Origin of the sequence: Streptomyces luomodiensis (genome assembly GCF_031679605.1) — a bacterium.
Lineage (GTDB): Bacteria > Actinomycetota > Actinomycetes > Streptomycetales > Streptomycetaceae > Streptomyces > Streptomyces luomodiensis.
The window spans coordinates 4,380,160-4,398,907 of the sequence record NZ_CP117522.1 but is presented as its reverse complement, the minus strand read 5'-3'; the positions used below and the strand labels follow the sequence as shown (position 1 = coordinate 4,398,907).

14 protein-coding genes are annotated in these 18,748 nt (G+C 72.9%); 13 read left to right on the top strand and 1 reads right to left on the bottom strand.

Going from position 1 to position 18,748, the window contains the following annotated elements; genetic code table 11:
- Positions 1 to 28: 28 nt before the first annotated feature.
- The 8 genes from PS467_RS18470 (at position 29) to PS467_RS18435 (ending at position 11,967) form a co-directional block, all read left to right on the top strand.
- On the top strand, positions 29 to 1,174 hold the full coding sequence (locus PS467_RS18470) for an ATP-binding protein (protein WP_432280603.1): 1,146 nt from the start codon (positions 29 to 31) through the stop codon (positions 1,172 to 1,174).
- Positions 1,171 to 3,753 (top strand): DUF5682 family protein, encoded by a 2,583-nt coding sequence (locus tag PS467_RS18465; RefSeq protein WP_311036211.1) that lies wholly within the window; start codon positions 1,171 to 1,173, stop codon positions 3,751 to 3,753. Before PS467_RS18470 ends, PS467_RS18465 begins: the two co-directional genes overlap by 4 nt.
- Positions 3,750 to 5,069 carry a VWA domain-containing protein gene (locus PS467_RS18460; protein ID WP_311036210.1) on the top strand — a complete coding sequence of 440 codons (1,320 nt, stop codon included), beginning with the start codon at positions 3,750 to 3,752 and terminating at the stop codon, positions 5,067 to 5,069. The genes PS467_RS18465 and PS467_RS18460 overlap by 4 nt, the downstream gene beginning before the upstream one ends.
- A gap of 185 nt (positions 5,070 to 5,254) precedes the next feature.
- Entirely contained in the window at positions 5,255 to 6,130 is an 876-nt protein-coding gene (locus tag PS467_RS18455; protein ID WP_311036209.1) for a hypothetical protein, read from the top strand.
- 98 nt (positions 6,131 to 6,228) lie between these two features.
- Entirely contained in the window at positions 6,229 to 7,572 is a 1,344-nt protein-coding gene (locus PS467_RS18450; protein ID WP_311036208.1) for a hypothetical protein, read from the top strand.
- Positions 7,573 to 7,909: 337 nt separating this feature from the next.
- Positions 7,910 to 9,082 carry an ADP-forming succinate--CoA ligase subunit beta gene (sucC, locus tag PS467_RS18445; protein WP_268972669.1) on the top strand — a complete coding sequence of 391 codons (1,173 nt, stop codon included), beginning with the start codon at positions 7,910 to 7,912 and terminating at the stop codon, positions 9,080 to 9,082.
- A 21-nt stretch (positions 9,083 to 9,103) separates the two neighbouring features.
- Entirely contained in the window at positions 9,104 to 9,988 is an 885-nt protein-coding gene (gene sucD, locus PS467_RS18440; protein WP_268972668.1) for a succinate--CoA ligase subunit alpha, read from the top strand.
- A 194-nt stretch (positions 9,989 to 10,182) separates the two neighbouring features.
- Entirely contained in the window at positions 10,183 to 11,967 is a 1,785-nt protein-coding gene (locus PS467_RS18435) for a cell division protein PerM (protein WP_311036207.1), read from the top strand.
- Positions 11,968 to 12,034: 67 nt separating this feature from the next.
- Here the strand turns inward: PS467_RS18435 and PS467_RS18430 are convergent, their stop codons facing one another.
- Entirely contained in the window at positions 12,035 to 12,847 is an 813-nt protein-coding gene (locus PS467_RS18430) for a hypothetical protein (RefSeq protein WP_311036206.1), read from the bottom strand.
- A gap of 368 nt (positions 12,848 to 13,215) precedes the next feature.
- Here PS467_RS18430 and purN point away from each other — a divergent pair, with 368 nt between their 5' ends.
- From purN to PS467_RS18405, 5 genes are all read left to right on the top strand, one after another.
- Positions 13,216 to 13,872, top strand: a complete 657-nt coding sequence (gene purN, locus PS467_RS18425) for a phosphoribosylglycinamide formyltransferase (RefSeq protein ID WP_311036205.1) — start codon at positions 13,216 to 13,218, stop codon at positions 13,870 to 13,872.
- Complete coding sequence (purH, locus tag PS467_RS18420; protein ID WP_311036204.1) at positions 13,869 to 15,431, top strand: bifunctional phosphoribosylaminoimidazolecarboxamide formyltransferase/IMP cyclohydrolase; 1,563 nt, start codon at positions 13,869 to 13,871, stop codon at positions 15,429 to 15,431. Before purN ends, purH begins: the two co-directional genes overlap by 4 nt.
- Positions 15,432 to 15,616: 185 nt before the next feature.
- Positions 15,617 to 16,504 (top strand): bifunctional methylenetetrahydrofolate dehydrogenase/methenyltetrahydrofolate cyclohydrolase, encoded by an 888-nt coding sequence (locus tag PS467_RS18415; RefSeq protein ID WP_268972663.1) that lies wholly within the window; start codon positions 15,617 to 15,619, stop codon positions 16,502 to 16,504.
- Between the two features lie 106 nt (positions 16,505 to 16,610).
- Entirely contained in the window at positions 16,611 to 17,030 is a 420-nt protein-coding gene (locus PS467_RS18410) for a DUF3017 domain-containing protein (RefSeq protein ID WP_432280602.1), read from the top strand.
- Between the two features lie 583 nt (positions 17,031 to 17,613).
- Complete coding sequence (locus PS467_RS18405) at positions 17,614 to 18,603, top strand: malate dehydrogenase (protein WP_311036202.1); 990 nt, start codon at positions 17,614 to 17,616, stop codon at positions 18,601 to 18,603.
- The last annotated feature ends 145 nt before the right edge of the window (positions 18,604 to 18,748 follow it).

The window sequence follows — 18,748 nt, the reverse complement described above, 5'->3', positions numbered from 1 at the left end:
GAACGAGGAAACGAGTCGTGGGGGAGCTGTGACCGTCACTGTGCCCGGAACCGAATCCACCGATACCACCGGAACGGCGGGGGCCGCCGGAGCCGCGGAAGCCCTGCGTCCACACGCGGAGGACGCCTTCGCCGACGAGCTGCGCGCGCTGGCCGCGGCCGACGACCGTCCGCGTCCCGCGCGGTGGCGGCTGTCGCCCTGGGCGGTCGCCACCTATCTGCTCGGCGGCACACTGCCCGACGGCACCGTGATCACCCCCAAGTACGTGGGCCCGCGCCGCATCGTCGAGGTCGCCGTCACCACCCTCGCCACCGACCGCGCCCTGCTGCTGCTGGGCGTGCCCGGCACCGCCAAGACCTGGGTGTCCGAGCATCTGGCGGCGGCGGTCAGCGGCGACTCCACGCTGCTGGTCCAGGGCACCGCCGGGACGGCCGAGGAGGCCATCCGGTACGGGTGGAACTACGCCCAGCTGCTCGCCCACGGCCCGAGCCGCGACGCGCTCGTGCCGAGCCCGGTGATGCGCGCGATGGCGGACGGCATGACCGCGCGCGTGGAGGAGCTGACGCGCATCCCGGCCGATGTGCAGGACACGCTGATCACCGTCCTGTCCGAGAAGACGCTGCCGATCCCGGAGCTGGGGGAGGAGGTCCAGGCGGTCCGCGGGTTCAACCTGATCGCGACCGCCAATGACCGCGACCGCGGGGTCAACGAACTCTCCAGCGCCCTGCGCCGCCGCTTCAACACGGTCGTGCTGCCGCTGCCCGCGACCCCGGACGACGAGGTCGACATCGTCTCCCGCCGCGTCGCCCAGATCGGCCGCTCGCTGGAGCTCCCGGAGGTCCCGGAGGGCGTCGAGGAGATCCGCCGCGTGGTCACGGTCTTCCGTGAGCTGCGCGAGGGAGTGACCGGCGACGGCCGTACGAAGCTGAAGTCGCCCTCGGGCACGCTCTCGACGGCCGAGGCCATCTCCGTCGTCACCAGCGGCCTCGCCCTCGCCGCCCACTTCGGCGACGGTGTGCTGAGGGCGGGTGACGTGGCCGCGGGCATCCTGGGCGCGGTCGTCCGCGACCCGGCGGCCGACCGCGTCATCTGGCAGGAGTACCTGGAGACGGTCGTCCGCGAGCGCGACGGCTGGAAGGACTTCTACCGCGCGTGCCGAGAGGTGACCGCGTGACGGGCGCCCCGCGAGCGCGGGCCGCCGGTCCGCTGCTGCTGGGGGTGCGCCATCACGGGCCCGGGTCGGCGCGGGCGGTGCGGGCGGCGCTCACGGCGTGCGCACCGCGCGTGGTGCTGATCGAGGGGCCGCCGGAGGCGGACGCGATCGTGCGGCTCGCCGCCGAGAAGGACATGCGTCCGCCCGTCGCGCTGCTCGCCCATGCCGCGGACGACCCGGGGCGGGCCGGGTTCTGGCCGTTGGCCGGGTTCTCCCCGGAGTGGGCGGCCATCCAGTGGGCGCTGGCCCGCGAGGTCCCCGTACGGTTCATCGACCTCCCGGCGGCCAACTCGCTGGCCATGTCGGCGAAGGAGGCCCCGGCGGCCCCGGTGGCGCCAGCGGCCCCGGTGGAGCCGGCGGCCCCGGCGGATGCGCCCGCCCCGCCCGCCTCGCCCGATCCGGCGGGCCCGGGGGACCGGGCCGCCGCGGCCCCCGGCTCCGCCGAGCGGCTGCGCGTCGATCCGCTGTCCGTGCTCGCCGAGGCGGCCGGATACGACGACCCGGAGCGCTGGTGGGAGGACGTCATCGAGCACCGCGGCGCCGGCGGCACGGAGGCGTTCGCGGCCGTGGCGGAGGCGATGGGGGCGCTGCGCGCCGAGTACGGGCACGGCGGGCACGAGGACGACACCGTGCGCGAGGCCCATATGCGGCTGCGGCTGCGCGAGGCGCGGCGGGAGTTCGGGGACGAGGTCGCCGTCGTCTGCGGGGCCTGGCACGTACCGGCGCTGGGGGAGCGGACCACCGCCACCGCCGACCGTAAGCTGCTCAAGGGGCTGCCCAAGGTCAAGACCGAGATCAGCTGGGTGCCGTGGACCCACCGGCGGCTGGCCCGGCACAGCGGTTACGGGGCGGGCATCACCTCCCCGGGCTGGTACGACCACCTCTTCCACGCCCCCGACCGGCCCGTTGAGCGCTGGCTCACCAAGGTCGCCGGGCTGCTGCGGGACGAGGACTTCGCGGTCTCCTCGGCCCATGTCATCGAGACCGTAAGGCTCGCCGAAACGCTGGCCGCCATGCGCGGACGTCCGCTCGCCGGGCTCGCCGAGACCCTCGACGCCGTCAGGGCGGTGATGTGCGAGGGCTCCGACGTGCCGATCGCGCTGGTGCGGGACCGGCTGGTGGTCGGGGATGTCCTGGGCGAAGTCCCCGAGTCGGCCCCGGCGGCGCCGCTCCAGCGCGACCTGACGCGTACTCAGCGCTCGCTGCGGCTCAAGCCCGAGGCGCTGGAGCGCGAGCTGGAGCTGGATCTGCGCAAGGAGACCGACGCCGGGCGCAGCCGTCTGCTGCACCGGCTGCGGCTGCTCGGGGTCGACTGGGGCACCCCGGCCGTCTCCCGGGGCAGCACCGGCACCTTCCGGGAGACCTGGCGGCTGCGGTGGGAGCCGGAGCTGTCGGTGCGGGTCGCCGAGGCGGGGGTGTGGGGCACCACGCTGCTGTCGGCGGCCACCGCCAAGGCGGAGACCGAGGCCCGGAGCGCCAAGGGGCTCGCCGAGGTGACCGAGCTGGCCGAGCGCTGTCTGCTCGCCGGGCTCCCCGGGGCCCTCCCCGTCGTGATGCGGTCGCTCGCCGACCGGGCCGCGCTCGACGCGGACGTCGGCCATCTCGCCCAGGCCCTGCCCGCCCTGGTGCGCTCGGTGCGCTACGGGGACGTGCGCGGCACCGACACCGCCGCGCTCGGAGAGGTCGCGGTCGGGCTGGCCGAGCGGATCCTGGTCGGGCTGCCACCCGCCTGCGTCGGCCTCGATGCGGACGGCGCCGCCGAGATGCGCGGCCATATGGAGGCCGTGCACCGGGCGATCGGGCTGCTGTCGGAGACCCGGACGGAGACGGGCACGGGAACAGGCGCGGAGGCGGCGGCAGGGGCGGAGGCGGCGGCAGGAGCGGAGGCGGGGGCAGGGGCGGAAGTGGGGGCAGGGGCGGAAGCGGGGCCGCGGGCCGGGAGCCGGGCGGCGGAGACGCCCACGGCCGAGCCCGGTGCCGCCGGCGGGCTGCGGGCCCGCTGGGCGGGCATGCTGCGCTCCCTCGCCGGACGGGACGGCACCCCCGCCACTCCCGGGCTGATCCGGGGCCGCGCCGCGCGGCTGCTGCTGGACGACGGCCGGCTCGCCGAGGACGAGGCGGCCCGGCTGATGGGGCTCGCGCTCTCGCCCGGCACCCAGCCCCCCGAAGCGGCCGCCTGGATCGAGGGGTTCGTCGGCGGCGGGGCGGGCGGCGGAATGCTGCTCGTCCACGACGAGCGGCTGCTCGGCCTGGTCGACCGCTGGCTGACGTCCGTTCCCGCCGAGGCGTTCACCGACGTCCTGCCCCTGCTGCGGCGCACCTTCTCCGCGTACGACACGGGCGTGCGCCGCACCCTGGGCGAGCTGGTCCGCCGGGGACCCGCGGCCGACGGGCGCACCGGACCAGGCGCCCCCGCCGCGCCCGGATTCGGCCCCGGGCTGGATCCGGACCGGGCGGCGGCCGTCGTACCGACGGTGCGGCTGCTGCTGGGGCTCGATCCCGCCCCGCACGGCAACGACACCAGGGAGGCAGCCCGATGACGCACGGCGACCCGCACGGCGCCCACGGCGACCACAGCGACCACAGTTACGGTGACGCCGGCCGCGACCACGGTCATGGCCGGGCTGATCAGGAGCGGCTGCGGCGCTGGCGGCTGGTGCTCGGCGGCCAGGGCGCCGACGGCACCGGCTGCTCGCTCAGCGCGGCCGACGCCGCCATGGACCGCACGCTCGAGGCCCTCTACGGCTCCGGGGGCAATAACGGTTCCGGCGGCAGCGGAGGCAGCGGCAGCGGAAGCGGCGGCAGCGGCGCGGTCGCCGGGCGCACCGGCGGCTCCCAGGGCGCGGCGAGCGGCGCGCGCTCCGGCGGGCTCGGCGGCTCCGCGCCCCAAGTGGCCCGCTGGCTCGGGGACATCCGCACGTACTTCCCCACGTCCGTCGTCCAGGTCATGCAGCGCGACGCCATCGACCGGCTGGGCCTGTCCGCCCTGTTGCTGGAGCCGGAGATGCTGGCGGCCGTGGAGGCGGACGTGCATCTCGTGGGCACCCTGCTGTCCCTCAACAAGGCCATGCCGGAGACGACCAAGAACACCGCACGGGCCGTCGTCCGTAAGGTCGTCGAGGATCTGGAGAAGCGGCTGGCGACCCGCACCCGCGCCACTCTCACCGGGGCGCTCGACCGCTCGGCCCGGATCAGCCGCCCGCGCCACCGGGACATCGACTGGAACCGCACCATCCGGGCCAACCTCAAGAACTACCTGCCCGAGCACCGTACGGTCGTCCCCGAGCGGCTCATCGGATACGGGCGGGCGGCGCGCGGCGTGAAGAAGGACGTGGCGCTGTGCGTCGACCAGTCGGGGTCGATGGCCGCGTCCGTGGTCTACGCCTCGGTCTTCGGCGCCGTGCTGGCCTCGATGCGCTCGCTCGCCACCCGGCTGGTCGTCTTCGACACCTCGGTGGTGGACCTGACCGAGGAGCTCGACGACCCGGTGGACGTCCTCTTCGGGACCCAGCTCGGCGGCGGTACCGACATCAACCGCGCGCTGGCCTACTGCCAGTCGCGGATCACCCGGCCCGCCGACACCGTCGTCGTCCTCATCAGCGACCTCTACGAGGGCGGCATACGCGAGGAGATGCTGGGGCGGGTCGCCGCGATGAAGGCGTCCGGGGTGCAGTTCGTGACGCTGCTCGCGCTGTCCGACGAGGGGGCGCCGAGTTACGACCGCGAGCACGCGGCGGCGCTCGCCGCGCTGGGCGCGCCCGCCTTCGCCTGCACCCCCGACCTCTTCCCGGAGGTGATGGCGGCGGCGATCGAACGTCGCCAACTGCCGATACCGGACAAGGCGATGCATCGGTGATCCGGGGCTTGCGCCGACCCCTGTGGGTCGTGCAAGGATCATCCACGTCGCCCAGGACATGAATCCAGCCATCCGGTTGGCGAGTTCGTCCTGTTCAGTGCGCCCACTACGTCATACGGCCACAACTGTGTGCCCGTTGTACGCCCCTCACCAGGGAAGGCCCTTTCGTGTCTGTTGTGTCCGCCATGCCTGTCACCGTGCGCCTGCCGCGCACGGTGGCCGCGCGGCGGGCGCTGCTGGCGGCGCTCTTCCTCGGGGGCTTCCTGGCCCTGGCGTTCCTCTTCGGCGGCAGTGCTCACGCCGCCGAGCGGAGCGATCAGACCGGGGTGACCGGCGTTTCGGCTGACGGCGCCGACGGCGTACCGGCCGACCGCTCCGGCGTCTCCAGGCTGCTCGACCCCTCGCGTATCGATCACGCTCGGCAGCAGGTGGAGAAGCACGCGCCGCCCGCGGTGGTGCGTACCGTCCACACGGCGGAAGACGTCGTACGGGAGACCGTGCGGCCCATCCAGGAGCCGGTCGAGCGGGGAGCGCAGAAGATCACCGAGCCGGTGGGCGACCTGGTCGGCGGCGCCACGGGCGACAGCCTGCCGGTAGGCCTGCCCGACGTTGGCCTCGGTGCCGCGATCGGCCTGGGCCCCCAGGTCCCCGTGTCGGACCACGGTCCGGCCGCCGAGCACCACGCGGCCAAGGACGAGTCGGCGACCGTGCACAAGGCGGCGCCCGCCACCGCGGCCCCGATGGGCCCCGTGACGCACGCCCCGGTCGGCACCACGCACCGTGCGGCCGCCTCGCACACCGGGCACGACCCCGTCGTGCAGGCGGTCTCCGGCACCGGTCCGGAGGGCGGCGCCCCGGCGCCGCTGCCGCTTCCGCGGTCCCCGCTGGGGGCCACTTCACAGTGCACCGGCGACAGCGGCGCTCCCCGTGGCGGGAACACCCATGCCGCTCTTCCGCCGTCCGGCGTGGCGTCGTTCGGGCTGAAGCCCGGCACGGTCCGCGCGGAGAGCTCGACGCCGACGCGCGAGCGGTTCAACGAAGTCCTCGAATTCCCCGGCTAGGGCAGACCTCACCCCCGTCTGTTGAAGACCTGCCGCGCGGGGGCGGGTCAGGTCTGCCCGTCCGAAACCCCTTTTGACTTCGAAGGACTTCCTCCACCATGCGCAACAACCTTCGCCGCTCCATCCTCGTCGCCGCTGCCGCCACCGGTATCTGGGCCCTCGGCTCCGCCGCCGCCAACGCCGCCGAGAACCCGGCCGTCCCCTCCACCGACGGCGTCACCAGCACCGTGGACGGCCTCACCAAGACGGTGACCAAGACGGTCGACGGCGCGACCGGCGGCGTGGCCGGCACCTCCAAGGTGACCGACACCGCGAAGAAGACCGTGGACGGCGTCGCCTCCACCGTGGACGGTGTCACCGACCCCGTGAAGGAGCGCGTCCCGGGCGCCGCCAACCTGCCGCGGGTCTCGGACGTCACCAAGACCGTCGAGGACACCACCGACGGCCTCACCGGTGACGTCGCCAAGCCGGGCAAGGTCGTCAAGAAGGCCCACAAGGCCGTCAAGGGCGTCGAGAAGACCGTCAAGAAGACCACCGACCTCGACCTGCCCACCGGCGAGGTCCCCGGCGTGGTGCCCAGCCTCCCGGGCCTCGGCTCGCTGCCGACCCTGCCCGACACCTCCGCGCTGCCCACCGACTCGCTGACGGACGTCCAGGGCCTGCCGGGCAAGCTGCCCGTCGAGCTGCCCGCCACCCCGAAGCTGCCCTCCGCCCCGGGTTCGGCCAATGACCTGCTCGCCTCCCTCTCCGGCGCCGGCATCCGCCCCGAGGACCTGACCGGCAAGGTCCAGGCCGTCATCGGCACCGCCAAGCCGGTCGTCGACGGTGTGGCCTCGGACGTGCTGCCGCCCGCCGCGCACCGCATCGTGGTCAAGGTCGTCCCGGTCGTGCAGCAGACCGCCGGTGACGCCGGTGCGCTGGCCGACGGTGCCGTGGCCCGGACCACCCCGTACGCCGGCGTCGTGACCGGCAGCGTTCAGGGCTTCACGCTGGGCACCGCCTCCAACGTGGTCCCGGCCGCCCAGGACACCGTGGACCGCCTGGTCCCGGTCGTGGTGAGCGTGCCGACCACCGCCGTTCCGTTCGCGCAGGACCTGGCCGGCACCACCGTGCCGTTCGCCCAGGACCTGGCCACGGGCACGGTCGCGGACGCCCAGACCACCGTGGGGAACGTCAAGGACGGTGCGCTGAGCCTGCTCCCGGCGCTGCCCACCGACCTGACCGACGTCGCCAACATCCCGGCCCTCCCGGCCCTGCCGGCGGACCTCCCGCAGGTTCCGGCCGACCTGCCGCAGCTCCCGGCGGACCTGCCGCAGGTTCCGGCCGAGCTGCCGCAGGTGCCGGCCGAGCTCCCGCAGGTTCCGGCGGAGCTGCCCCAGGTCGAGCTGCCGCAGCTGCCGGCCGAGCTGCCCACCCTTCCGGGCACGCTCCCGACCGTCTGATCGCTCCGGCGGGCGTAAGACAGTCACGGCTGAAGGCCGAGACAGCATGAAACCGTAAGGCAAGCGTCATCAACCGGGCAGTCCTCGTTGGGGAGGGGGCTGCCCGGTTGGCGTAGGCGGATAGATGGAAACGGTCGCGATCTGTGACCGTTATCACCGCGCCAGTGTGATCTGCGATTTAGGGCCGCACGTCCCGCGGAGATAACCTGCGAGACGGACATGCCGCGTACCCGGTGAACGTGTGCCGCCCTCGTTATAGATCGCGTCCTCACGCTGCCCCCGCGGCACGCCCGCGCAGATAACGACCGCGAAATCCATGGAAAAGGGACGGACGCGCGTGGACCTGTTCGAATACCAGGCGAAGGACCTCTTCGCCAAGCACGGTGTACCGGTGCTGGCCGGTGAAGTCATCGACACGCCTGGGGCGGCGCGCGAGGTGGCCGAGCGACTGGGCGGCCGCGCGGTCGTCAAGGCGCAGGTCAAGACGGGCGGTCGCGGTAAGGCGGGCGGCGTCAAGCTGGCCTCCGACCCGGACGACGCCGTTGAGAAGGCGACCCAGATCCTGGGCATGGACATCAAGGGCCACACGGTCCACAAGGTGATGCTCGCCGAGACCGCGGACATCAAGGAGGAGTACTACGTCTCCTTCCTGCTGGACCGCACCAACCGCACCTTCCTCGCCATGGCCTCCGTCGAGGGCGGCGTGGAGATCGAGGTCGTCGCGGAGCAGAACCCCGAGGCGCTCGCCAAGATCCCGGTGGACGCCATCGACGGTGTGACCAAGGAGAAGGCCGCCGAGATCGTCGCGGCCGCGAAGTTCCCGGCCGAGATCGCGGATCAGGTGACCGAGGTCCTCCAGCAGCTGTGGACCGTCTTCATCAAGGAAGACGCCCTGCTTGTCGAGGTCAACCCGCTGGTCAAGACCGAAGACGGCAAGATCATCGCCCTGGACGGCAAGGTCTCCCTGGACGAGAACGCCGCCTTCCGCCAGCCGGAGCACGAGGCGCTCGAGGACAAGGCCGCGGCCAACCCGCTCGAGGCTGCCGCCAAGGCCAAGGGCCTCAACTACGTCAAGCTCGACGGCGAGGTCGGCATCATCGGCAACGGCGCGGGTCTGGTCATGTCGACCCTCGACGTCGTCGCCTACGCGGGTGAGAGCCGCGGCGGTGTGAAGCCCGCCAACTTCCTCGACATCGGCGGTGGCGCCTCCGCCGAGGTGATGGCGAACGGTCTCGAGATCATCCTCGGCGACCCGGACGTCAAGTCGGTCTTCGTCAACGTCTTCGGTGGCATCACCGCCTGCGACGCCGTCGCCAACGGCATCGTCCAGGCTCTGGAGCTGCTGAAGTCCAAGGGCGAAGACGTCTCCAAGCCGCTGGTCGTGCGCCTCGACGGCAACAACGCGGAGCTGGGTCGCAAGATCCTCACCGACGCCAACCACCCGCTCGTATCGCAGGTGGACACCATGGACGGCGCGGCCGAGCGTGCCGCCGAGCTGGCTGCGAAGTAAGGGACGAGGGAACCAGAAACCATGGCTATCTTCCTCACCAAGGAGAGCAAGGTCATCGTCCAGGGGATGACCGGGTCCGAGGGGCAGAAGCACACCCGCCGGATGCTTGCCTCGGGCACCAACATCGTCGGTGGCGTGAACCCGCGCAAGGCCGGCACCAGCGTGGACTTCGACGGCACCGAGATCCCGGTCTTCGGCTCCGTCAAGGAGGCCATCGACGCCACCGGTGCCGATGTCACGGTCATCTTCGTCCCGGAGAAGTTCACCAAGGACGCGGTCATCGAGGCGATCGACGCCGAGATTCCGCTCGCCGTCGTGATCACCGAGGGCATCGCGGTCCACGACACCGCCAACTTCTGGGCCTACGCGGGCAAGAAGGGCAACAAGACGCGCATCATCGGCCCGAACTGCCCGGGTCTGATCACGCCGGGTCAGTCGAACGCGGGCATCATCCCGGCCGACATCACCAAGCCCGGCCGCATCGGTCTGGTGTCGAAGTCCGGCACGCTGACCTACCAGATGATGTACGAGCTGCGGGACATCGGCTTCTCGTCCTGCGTGGGCATCGGCGGTGACCCGATCATCGGCACCACCCACATCGACGCCCTGGCCGCCTTCGAGGCCGACCCCGACACCGACCTGATCGTGATGATCGGCGAGATCGGCGGCGACGCCGAGGAGCGGGCCGCGGACTTCATCAAGGCCAACGTCACCAAGCCGGTCGTCGGCTATGTGGCGGGCTTCACCGCTCCCGAGGGCAAGACGATGGGCCACGCGGGCGCCATCGTGTCCGGTTCCTCCGGCACCGCCCAGGCGAAGAAGGAGGCCCTCGAGGCCGCGGGCGTGAAGGTCGGCAAGACCCCGTCCGAGACCGCGCGCCTGGCGCGCGCCGCGCTGGCCGGCTGACGCCGCCACGGTTCGTATGCCGCGGGCCCGTACCACCACACGGTGGTGCGGGCCCGCGGCGTTGACGGCGGAACACGGCAAGCCACTCGCCCATCCCACACCGCAATAAAAGACGCATAAGCGGACTAGTGGCGACACGGCGACCAAACCCTTGATGTGGGGATGAAGCGACTGTTATTGGCAGCATTGGTCGCGTGACGCAAACGACCGATCGCAGCCCGTCGGTGTCCTCACGTGACCACTTCGCGGCCCGGCGCTCCTCCGCCATCAGGGAGGCGTTCCTCGGCGGTGTGGTCGCCGCGGGGCTCGGCCTCGGCACGCTCGCCGTGGTCGTCCTGCTGCTGTGGATCACTTCCTCGTCCCCCGAGAGCAGCCCCGACAAGGCCCTGCACGTCGCCGCCGACCTGTGGCTGCTCGGCCATGGCGCCGACCTCGTGCGCACCGAGACGCTCTCCGGCCACACCGCGCCCGTCGGACTGACCCCGCTGCTGCTCAGCGTGGCGCCGTGCTGGCTGCTCTACCGGGCCGCCCAGCACGCCGTCTACCAGGCGCAGCCCGAGGAGAGCGGGGGACAGTGGGTGGCCGAGGATTCCATGATCGATCCGCGCCTCGCCTTCGCGTGGGTGACCGGTGGCTATCTGCTGGTCGGCACCGCGGCCGCGGTGTACGCCTCGACCGGGCCGCTGCACGTCGCCCCGCTCAGCGCGCTGCTGTATCTCCCGGTCGTCACCGGGGCCATCGCGGCCCTGGGGGTGTGGACGGCCGACGGACGGTGCCCGCTCCGGCCACCCGAACGGGTGGCCGCCCGACTCCGCCGGCTCCCCGGCGCCGGCTGGGCCGCCCGGACGGCCGCGTCGCTGACCGCGCGGAGCTGGTGCCGACGCCGCCGCCTGACCGCCGCCCTGCGCGCCGGGACCAGCGGTCTCGTCGTCCTGCTCGGCAGCGGTGCGCTCCTTACGGCGACGTCGATGCTGAGCCACGCCGGGGCCGTCCAGGTGACCTTCCTCAACCTCAGCGATGTGTGGTCGGGGCGGTTCGCGGTGCTGCTGGTCAGCCTGGCGCTGCTGCCGAACGCCATCGTCTGGGGCGCCGCGTACGGGGTCGGCGCGGGATTCACGGTCGGCGGCGGCAGCGTGGTCGCGCCGCTGGGCATCACCTCCTACCCCCAGCTGCCGCACTTCCCGCTGGTCGCCGCGCTGCCCACGGACGGCTTCGGCGGGCCGCTGGTGTGGGTCACGGGGATCGCGGCCGGGGTGTCGGTGGCCTGGTTCACCGGGGTCGCGGCGGCCCGGCGGCCCGGCAAGGACGAGCCCAGGCCCCCCTGGGGCTGGGGCGAGACACTGGTGCTCGCCACCCTGGCGGCGGTCGGCTGCGCGGCCGCCATGGCACTGCTGGCCGGGGTCTCGGGCGGCCCCCTGGGAATCGGCGTCCTCGCCGACCTGGGCCCGAACTGGTGGCACACGGGCACGATCACGCTGGCCTGGACGGGCGTGATCGGCGTGCCCGGGGCGATGGTGCTGCGCTGGTACCGGCTGTGCGTCCCCACCAGGGCCTACTGGCCGGAGTGGAAGGCGGCGCGGGCGGCGCGTCGGGCAGATCGCAGGGCCCGGGCGGAGGCCCGTACGCGGGCCAAGGACGCCCGAGCGGCTCCGGCGGCGGCCAAGGCGGCGGCGCGTGCGACGGTGCGGCCCATGGAGTCCGCCGAGGTGCGCGAGGCGATGGCCGAGCCGTGGTGGCAGTGGCTGCGTCCCCGGTCGGGGTCGGCCAGATCCAGCCGTCGGCCGGCCCCGGACCCCGGCACGGAAGGACGGGACACCACGGTGGGCCCGATGGCCGAGCTCGCGACCCCCGCGGGCACGCCCGGCACGCCACGGGCGGCGACCCGCCCCCGCCGCCGACCGCTCAGCCGCGAACGCCCAGGGAACCCCGAACCGCCTCCGCCCGATCCCCCACCGGCCGCTCCCCGCCGAGAACCGTAAGGCGGCCACCGGTCCCACTGTCCTGGGCGGCGACCGGGAGACGTCAGGCCGGACGTCGGTCGGGACGTCAGTCCTGTGTGCTCAGCAGGGGACGGAGCTGCTCCGGGAGCAGGGTTTCGCAGGCGTGGCGTGAGCTCTGCGTGAGGGCGTCGTCCACGCACGTGTAGTAGTCGTCGTAGACGACCTGGACGCTGAACGTCGCCGCGACGATGGCGAGCGCGAGTCCGCCCGTCACCAGACCGCTGATCGCCGCCGTCGACTGTGGCTTCGCGGGACCGCTGCCGGGCGCGGGCAGCTGTGCCGGGGTGGCGCCCGGGGGCGGCGGCGGGGCGTTCAGGGGCGCGGCGGCGGGCGGGGACGGCGGCGTACGGCGCGGTTTGGCCCGCAGCGCGCTGATGCCCCAGTACAGGGCCAGCGCCCCGAGCAGCAGTGCGATCTGCGGCAGGCTGAAGAGCGCGAAGAAGAACGCCCACATGCCCCCGAGCAGCGCGTACCGGGCGCGCCGCTGGGCCGGGTCGTTGGGGTCCCAGCGCGGGCCGCCGGACCCGCCGGGGCCGGCGGGGCGGTTGGAGCCGGGGCCGACGCCGAAGCCGCCGCTCTGGCGGCCGGGCTGGCGACTGCTCCACTGGCTGCCCCAGGCCGGAGGCTGCTGTGGCTGCCGGCCCTCCTGGTCGCCGCCCTGGCCGCCGTCGCCGTTCTCCCCACCGGTGTCCTCCGGCCGCTGCCGGGGCTGCCAGGGCTGGTCCGGCCTGCCCTCGGGCGGCGGGGCGAACGGATTGTCCTCGTGCCGCTGGTCCCCGTGCTGCCCGCCGGAGGCGGAGCCGGAGGAGGACGAGGAGGACGACTGCTGCTCCCGGAGCAGGGGCGTCGTAGGTGACATGCGGGCGTGCCTCATCGCCGCCCCCCGGTGGAGGCGGGAGTCGGAGTGAGGCGATGAGCCGCGCGGCGGCGTCGGTCCGGCATGTGGAGTGTGTCTTCCCCTTGTGTCGTCGTCCTGCACGCCGGGGGCATGCACGGCCGGTGCCGTACGGCTCGGCGGTGCGGGTGGGACGGTGGTTCCCACGGCGTCAGTTGGATGCGCAGTCCAGACGCTACCTCCCGTGCCCGCCCCCGTCCCCTGGGGGCCGCTTGGTGTGCCGGTATCGTTGCTGACGGTCGGCGGCTTCGTAGAGTTCCCCGGAATTGATGCGTCCGCGACCTTGTAGGACCGCACAAACGGCAGTACCGCCCGCGAGAAAGAGCCCCGCCGTGGCCTCCCCGCCTCCCCCCGCCCGACCTGCCCGCCCCGGGCGCCCCCTCCGCCTCGTCGTACTCGTCTCCGGTTCCGGTACGAATCTGCAGGCGCTGCTCGACGCCATCGCCGCCGAGGGCGTGGCCCGCTACGGCGCCGAGGTGGTGGCCGTCGGCGCCGACCGCGACGGCATCGAGGGCCTGGCGCGCGCCGAGCGCGCCGGGATCCCCACGTTCGTGTGCCGGGTCAAGGACTACTCCGGCCGTGCCGAGTGGGACGCGGCGCTGGCCGATGCGACCGCCGCCCATGAGCCGGACCTGGTCGTCTCGGCCGGGTTCATGAAGATCCTGGGCCGGGAGTTCCTCGCCCGGTTCGGCGGCCGCTGCGTCAACACCCATCCCGCGCTGCTCCCCAGCTTTCCCGGTGCCCATGGCGTACGCGACGCGCTCGCGCACGGCGTGAAGGTGACCGGCTGCACCGTCCACTTCGTCGACGACGGGGTCGACACCGGCCCGATCATCGCCCAGGGCGTGGTCGAGGTCCGGGACGAGGACGACGAGTCCGCTCTCCATGAGCGGATCAAGGAAGTCGAGCGCTCGCTGCTCGTCGAGGTCGTGGGGCGTCTGGCCCGTCACGGCTACCGCATAGAGGGACGAAAGGTAAGGATCCCGTGACCGCCGAAGGTACCAAGCGACCCATTCGCCGCGCGCTGGTCAGCGTCTACGACAAGACGGGCCTCGAGGAGCTGGCCCGCGGGCTGCACGCGGCGGGTGTCCAGCTCGTCTCGACCGGCTCGACGGCCGCGAAGATCGCCGCCGCCGGGGTCCCGGTCACCAAGGTCGAGGAGCTGACCGGCTTCCCCGAGTGTCTCGACGGCCGCGTCAAGACGCTGCACCCGCGCGTCCACGCGGGCATCCTGGCCGACCAGCGGCTCGACTCGCACCGTGAGCAGCTCCGGGAGCTGGGCGTCGAGCCCTTCGAGCTGGTCGTGGTCAACCTCTACCCGTTCCGCGAGACGGTCGCCTCGGGCGCCGCGCCGGACGAGTGCGTCGAGCAGATCGACATCGGCGGCCCCTCCATGGTCCGCGCCGCCGCCAAGAATCACCCGTCCGTGGCCGTGGTCGTCAACCCCGAGCGGTACGACGACGTCCTCAAGGCCGCCGCGGACGGCGGTTTCGACCTGGCGCGGCGCAAGCGGCTGGCGGCCGAGGCGTTCCAGCACACCGCCGCCTACGACGTGGCGGTGGCCAACTGGTTCGCCGCGGACTACGCGGCCGACGAGGGTCCCTGGCCGGACTTCATCGGCGTCACCTACGCCCGTAAGCAGGTGCTGCGCTACGGCGAGAACCCGCACCAGCCCGCCGCGCTCTACTCCGACGGCAGCGGTAAGGGGCTCGCCGAGGCCGAGCAGCTGCACGGCAAGGAGATGTCGTTCAACAACTACACCGACACCGAGGCCGCCCGCCGGGCCGCCTACGACCACAGCGAGCCGTGTGTCGCCATCATCAAGCACGCCAACCCGTGCGGGATCGCGGTCGGCGCGGATGTCGCCGAGGCGCACCGTAAGGCGCACGCCTGCGACCCGCTGTCGGCGTTCGGCGGCGTGATCGCCGTCAACCGCCCGGTGTCGGTCGCCATGGCCGAGCAGGTCGCCGAGATCTTCACCGAGGTGATCGTCGCCCCGGCGTACGAGGACGGCGCGGTCGAGGTGCTGGCCCGTAAGAAGAACATCCGCGTGCTGCGCTGCTCGGACGCGCCCGCGCCCGGCGGTGAGTCCCGTTCGATCGAGGGCGGCGATCTGGTCCAGGCCAAGGACCGGCTCCAGGCCGAGGGCGACGACCCGGCCAACTGGACCCTCGCCACGGGCGCGGCGCTGGACGCCGACGGCCTCGCCCAGCTGGCCTTCGCCTGGCGCTCCTGCCGCGCGGTGAAGTCCAACGCGATCCTGCTCGCCAAGGACGGCGCCACGGTCGGCGTCGGCATGGGCCAGGTCAACCGCGTGGACTCGGCGAAGCTGGCCGTGGAGCGGGCCGGCGCCGAGCGGGCCGCCGGTTCGTACGCCGCCTCCGACGCCTTCTTCCCGTTCCCGGACGGCTTCGAGGTGCTGGCCGAGGCGGGCGTCAAGGCCGTGGTGCAGCCGGGCGGTTCGGTCCGTGACGAGCTGGTCGTGGAGGCGGCCCAGAAGGCGGGCGTGACCATGTACTTCACGGGCACGCGGCACTTCTTCCACTGAGCGTCCGCCTGACGCGTACGCACTGAGCGTTCCCCCGGCGCGTACGCACTGAGCGTCCGCCGGCCCGTACGCGCAAGAGGCCGCATCCCGACCGGACCACGGGCCACGGGGTGCGGCCTTCGCCGGTCCGGTACCGACCGGCCCCTGATTGGATCCGACGTCCCCGCATCCGGGAGGATGAAGTCATGACCGCCCAGATTCTCGATGGCAAGGCAACCGCAGCCGCGATCAAGTCCGATCTCGTCAGCCGTGTGGAGGCGCTGAAGGCCAAGGGCATCCATCCCGGCCTCGGGACGGTGCTGGTGGGCGAGGACCCCGGCAGCAAGTGGTACGTCGCGGGCAAGCACCGCGACTGCGCCGAGGTCGGCATCTCCTCCATCCGGCGCGATCTGCCCGAGACCGCCACCCAGGAGGAGATCGAGGCGGCGGTGCGGGAGCTCAACGAGGACCCGGCCTGTACGGGCTACATCGTCCAGCTGCCGCTCCCCAAGGGCGTCGACACCAACCGGGTGCTGGAGCTGATCGACCCGGCCAAGGACGCCGACGGGCTGCACCCGATGAACCTCGGCCGGCTGGTGCTGAACGAGACCGGCCCGCTGCCGTGCACGCCCCAGGGCGTCATCCAGCTGCTGCGCCACCACGGTGTGGAGATCAACGGCGCGCATGTGGTGGTCGTCGGCCGGGGCATCACCGTCGGCCGGTCCATCGGGCTGCTGCTGACCCGCCGTTCCGAGAACGCGACCGTCACCCTCTGCCACACCGGCACCCGTGATCTGCCGGGCATCCTGCGGCAGGCCGACATCATCGTGGCGGCCGCCGGAGTGCGGCATCTGATCAAGCCGGAGGACGTCAAGCCGGGCGCGGCGGTGCTCGACGTGGGCGTCAGCCGGGACGAGCACGGCAAGATCGCCGGCGATGTGCACCCCGGCGTGGCCGAGGTCGCGGCCTGGCTCTCGCCGAACCCGGGCGGGGTCGGCCCGATGACCCGCGCCCAGCTGCTGGTCAACGTGGTGGAGGCCGCGGAGCGGAACGCGAAGGCGGCCGCCGACGCCGGTGCCGGCCATGACGGCTGAGGCGAGCGAACCGGCGGCCGGGGAACCGCGTTCGGACAGTGCGGCGTCGGCGTCCTCCGTGGCGTCCTCAGCGGCGCCTTCGGTGGCGTCCTCCGAGGCCCCTTCCGTGGCGCCTTCGGGTGAGTCCGCCCGGCCGGCCCGGAAGTCCCGCCGCTTTCCGCTGATCACCCGGGACACCGCGCGTCCGGAGGGTGGCGGCCGGGCCGCGCCCGGTGCCGCTCCGGCGCCCGCCCGGCAGTGGCCGCTGCTCGCGGTGATGGGCGGGGTGGGCCTGGGGCTGCTGATCGTGGCCCTGGACGCGTTCCGCGCGGGCACGGTGCTGATCGGGCTGGCCCTGCTGGCGGGTGCCTTCCTGCGGTGGGCGCTGCCCGACGTGGGGATGCTCGCGGTGCGGTCGCGCTTCACCGACATGCTGACCTATGGGCTGCTGGGCGCGGCGATCGTGCTGCTGTCCCTGATGGCCCAGCCGGATCCGTGGGTCACCGTCCCGTTCCTGGATGACGTGGTGCATTTCACGGTGCGCTAGCCGATGGCGTCCAAACGGCGGCCCGTCCTCTCCCCCGTGGGAGGACGGGCCGCCGTCGTTGTGGCCGGATCCATGTGGTCCGGCGGCGGTCCGCCCTCTCCCCCGAAGAAGGACGGACCGCCTGGTGAACAGGGTTGTGTGTGAGCTGTGCGGGATCAATCATCGTCGGCGCCCTGTGGCGCGGAAGTGACCGTTCCGGTACGAGTTCTCGGCCGTGCAACGACGCGCCGGGCGCCCAGAAGCGCGTACCGGCGCACGAGCGGGAACGGGAAGCCCGTCCGGGGGAATTCGGAAACAGGGGGAATGGGCCGGGGGAATCGGGGCAGACGCTGCCCGGAGCCCCCCACGGGCGAGACACTGGGCGGCCGCCTGCACTCCCCCTCCTGGCAGGCGGCCGCCAAAGTGCCTGGCGGCGACCCCGGAGTACGCGGCGACCCCGGAGTACGCGGTGAGCCGGGGAAACACGCGGTGAGCGGTTACACAATGGCCCGAGAGGACCTGGGTCAGGTGCCGTCGGATAGCCTGACGCCGGTATCTCGACACCAAGACATCTTGGACTGACAACACAGCGCAGGAGACCGCCATGACCCGCACTCCCGTCACCGTCACCGTCACCGGCGCGGCCGGCCAGATCGGCTACGCGCTGCTCTTCCGCATCGCCTCCGGCCAGCTGCTCGGCGCGGACGTGCCGGTCAAACTGCGTCTCCTGGAGATCCCGCAGGGGCTGAAGGCCGCCGAGGGCACCGCGATGGAGCTCGACGACTGTGCCTTCCCGCTGCTCCAGGGCATCGACATCTCCGACGACCCGAACGTGGCCTTCGACGGTGCGAACGTCGCGCTGCTGGTCGGCGCCCGCCCGCGTACCAAGGGCATGGAGCGCGGCGATCTGCTGGAGGCCAACGGCGGCATCTTCAAGCCGCAGGGCAAGGCCATCAACGATCACGCCGCTGACGACATCAAGGTCCTGGTCGTGGGCAACCCGGCCAACACCAACGCGCTCATCGCGCAGGCAGCCGCGCCGGACGTACCGGCCGAGCGCTTCACCGCGATGACCCGCCTGGACCACAACCGCGCCCTGTCGCAGCTCTCGAAGAAGACCGGTGCCCCGGTCAGCGAGATCAAGAAGCTGACGATCTGGGGCAACCACTCCGCCACCCAGTACCCGGACGTCTTCCACGCCGAGGTCGCGGGCAAGAACGCCGCCGAGGTCGTCAACGACGAGCAGTGGCTGGCCGACACCTTCATCCCGACCGTCGCCAAGCGCGGTGCCGCGATCATCGAGGCGCGCGGCGCCTCCTCGGCCGCCTCCGCCGCGAACGCCGCCATCGACCACGTCCACACCTGGGTCAACGGCACCGCCGCCGGCGACTGGACCTCCGCCGGTGTGGTCTCCGACGGCTCGTACGGGGTGCCGCAGGGCCTGATCTCCTCCTTCCCGGTCACCGCCAAGGACGGGAAGTTCGAGATCGTCCAGGGCCTGGACATCAACGAGTTCTCGCGGACCCGCATCGACGCGTCGGTGAAGGAGCTCGAGGACGAGCGCGAGGCCGTGCGCGGTCTCGGCCTCATCTGACGCGCCGCGCGCCGCACCACGGCCGTACCCGCGCCGCACCACGGCCGTACCCGAAGTATCTGAAGGTTCACATTCCGGTATTCGCTCCGGAATGTGACCCTTCTGCCGTTTCGCCTTCGGATCACGTGAGCCGCCCCACTTTCCC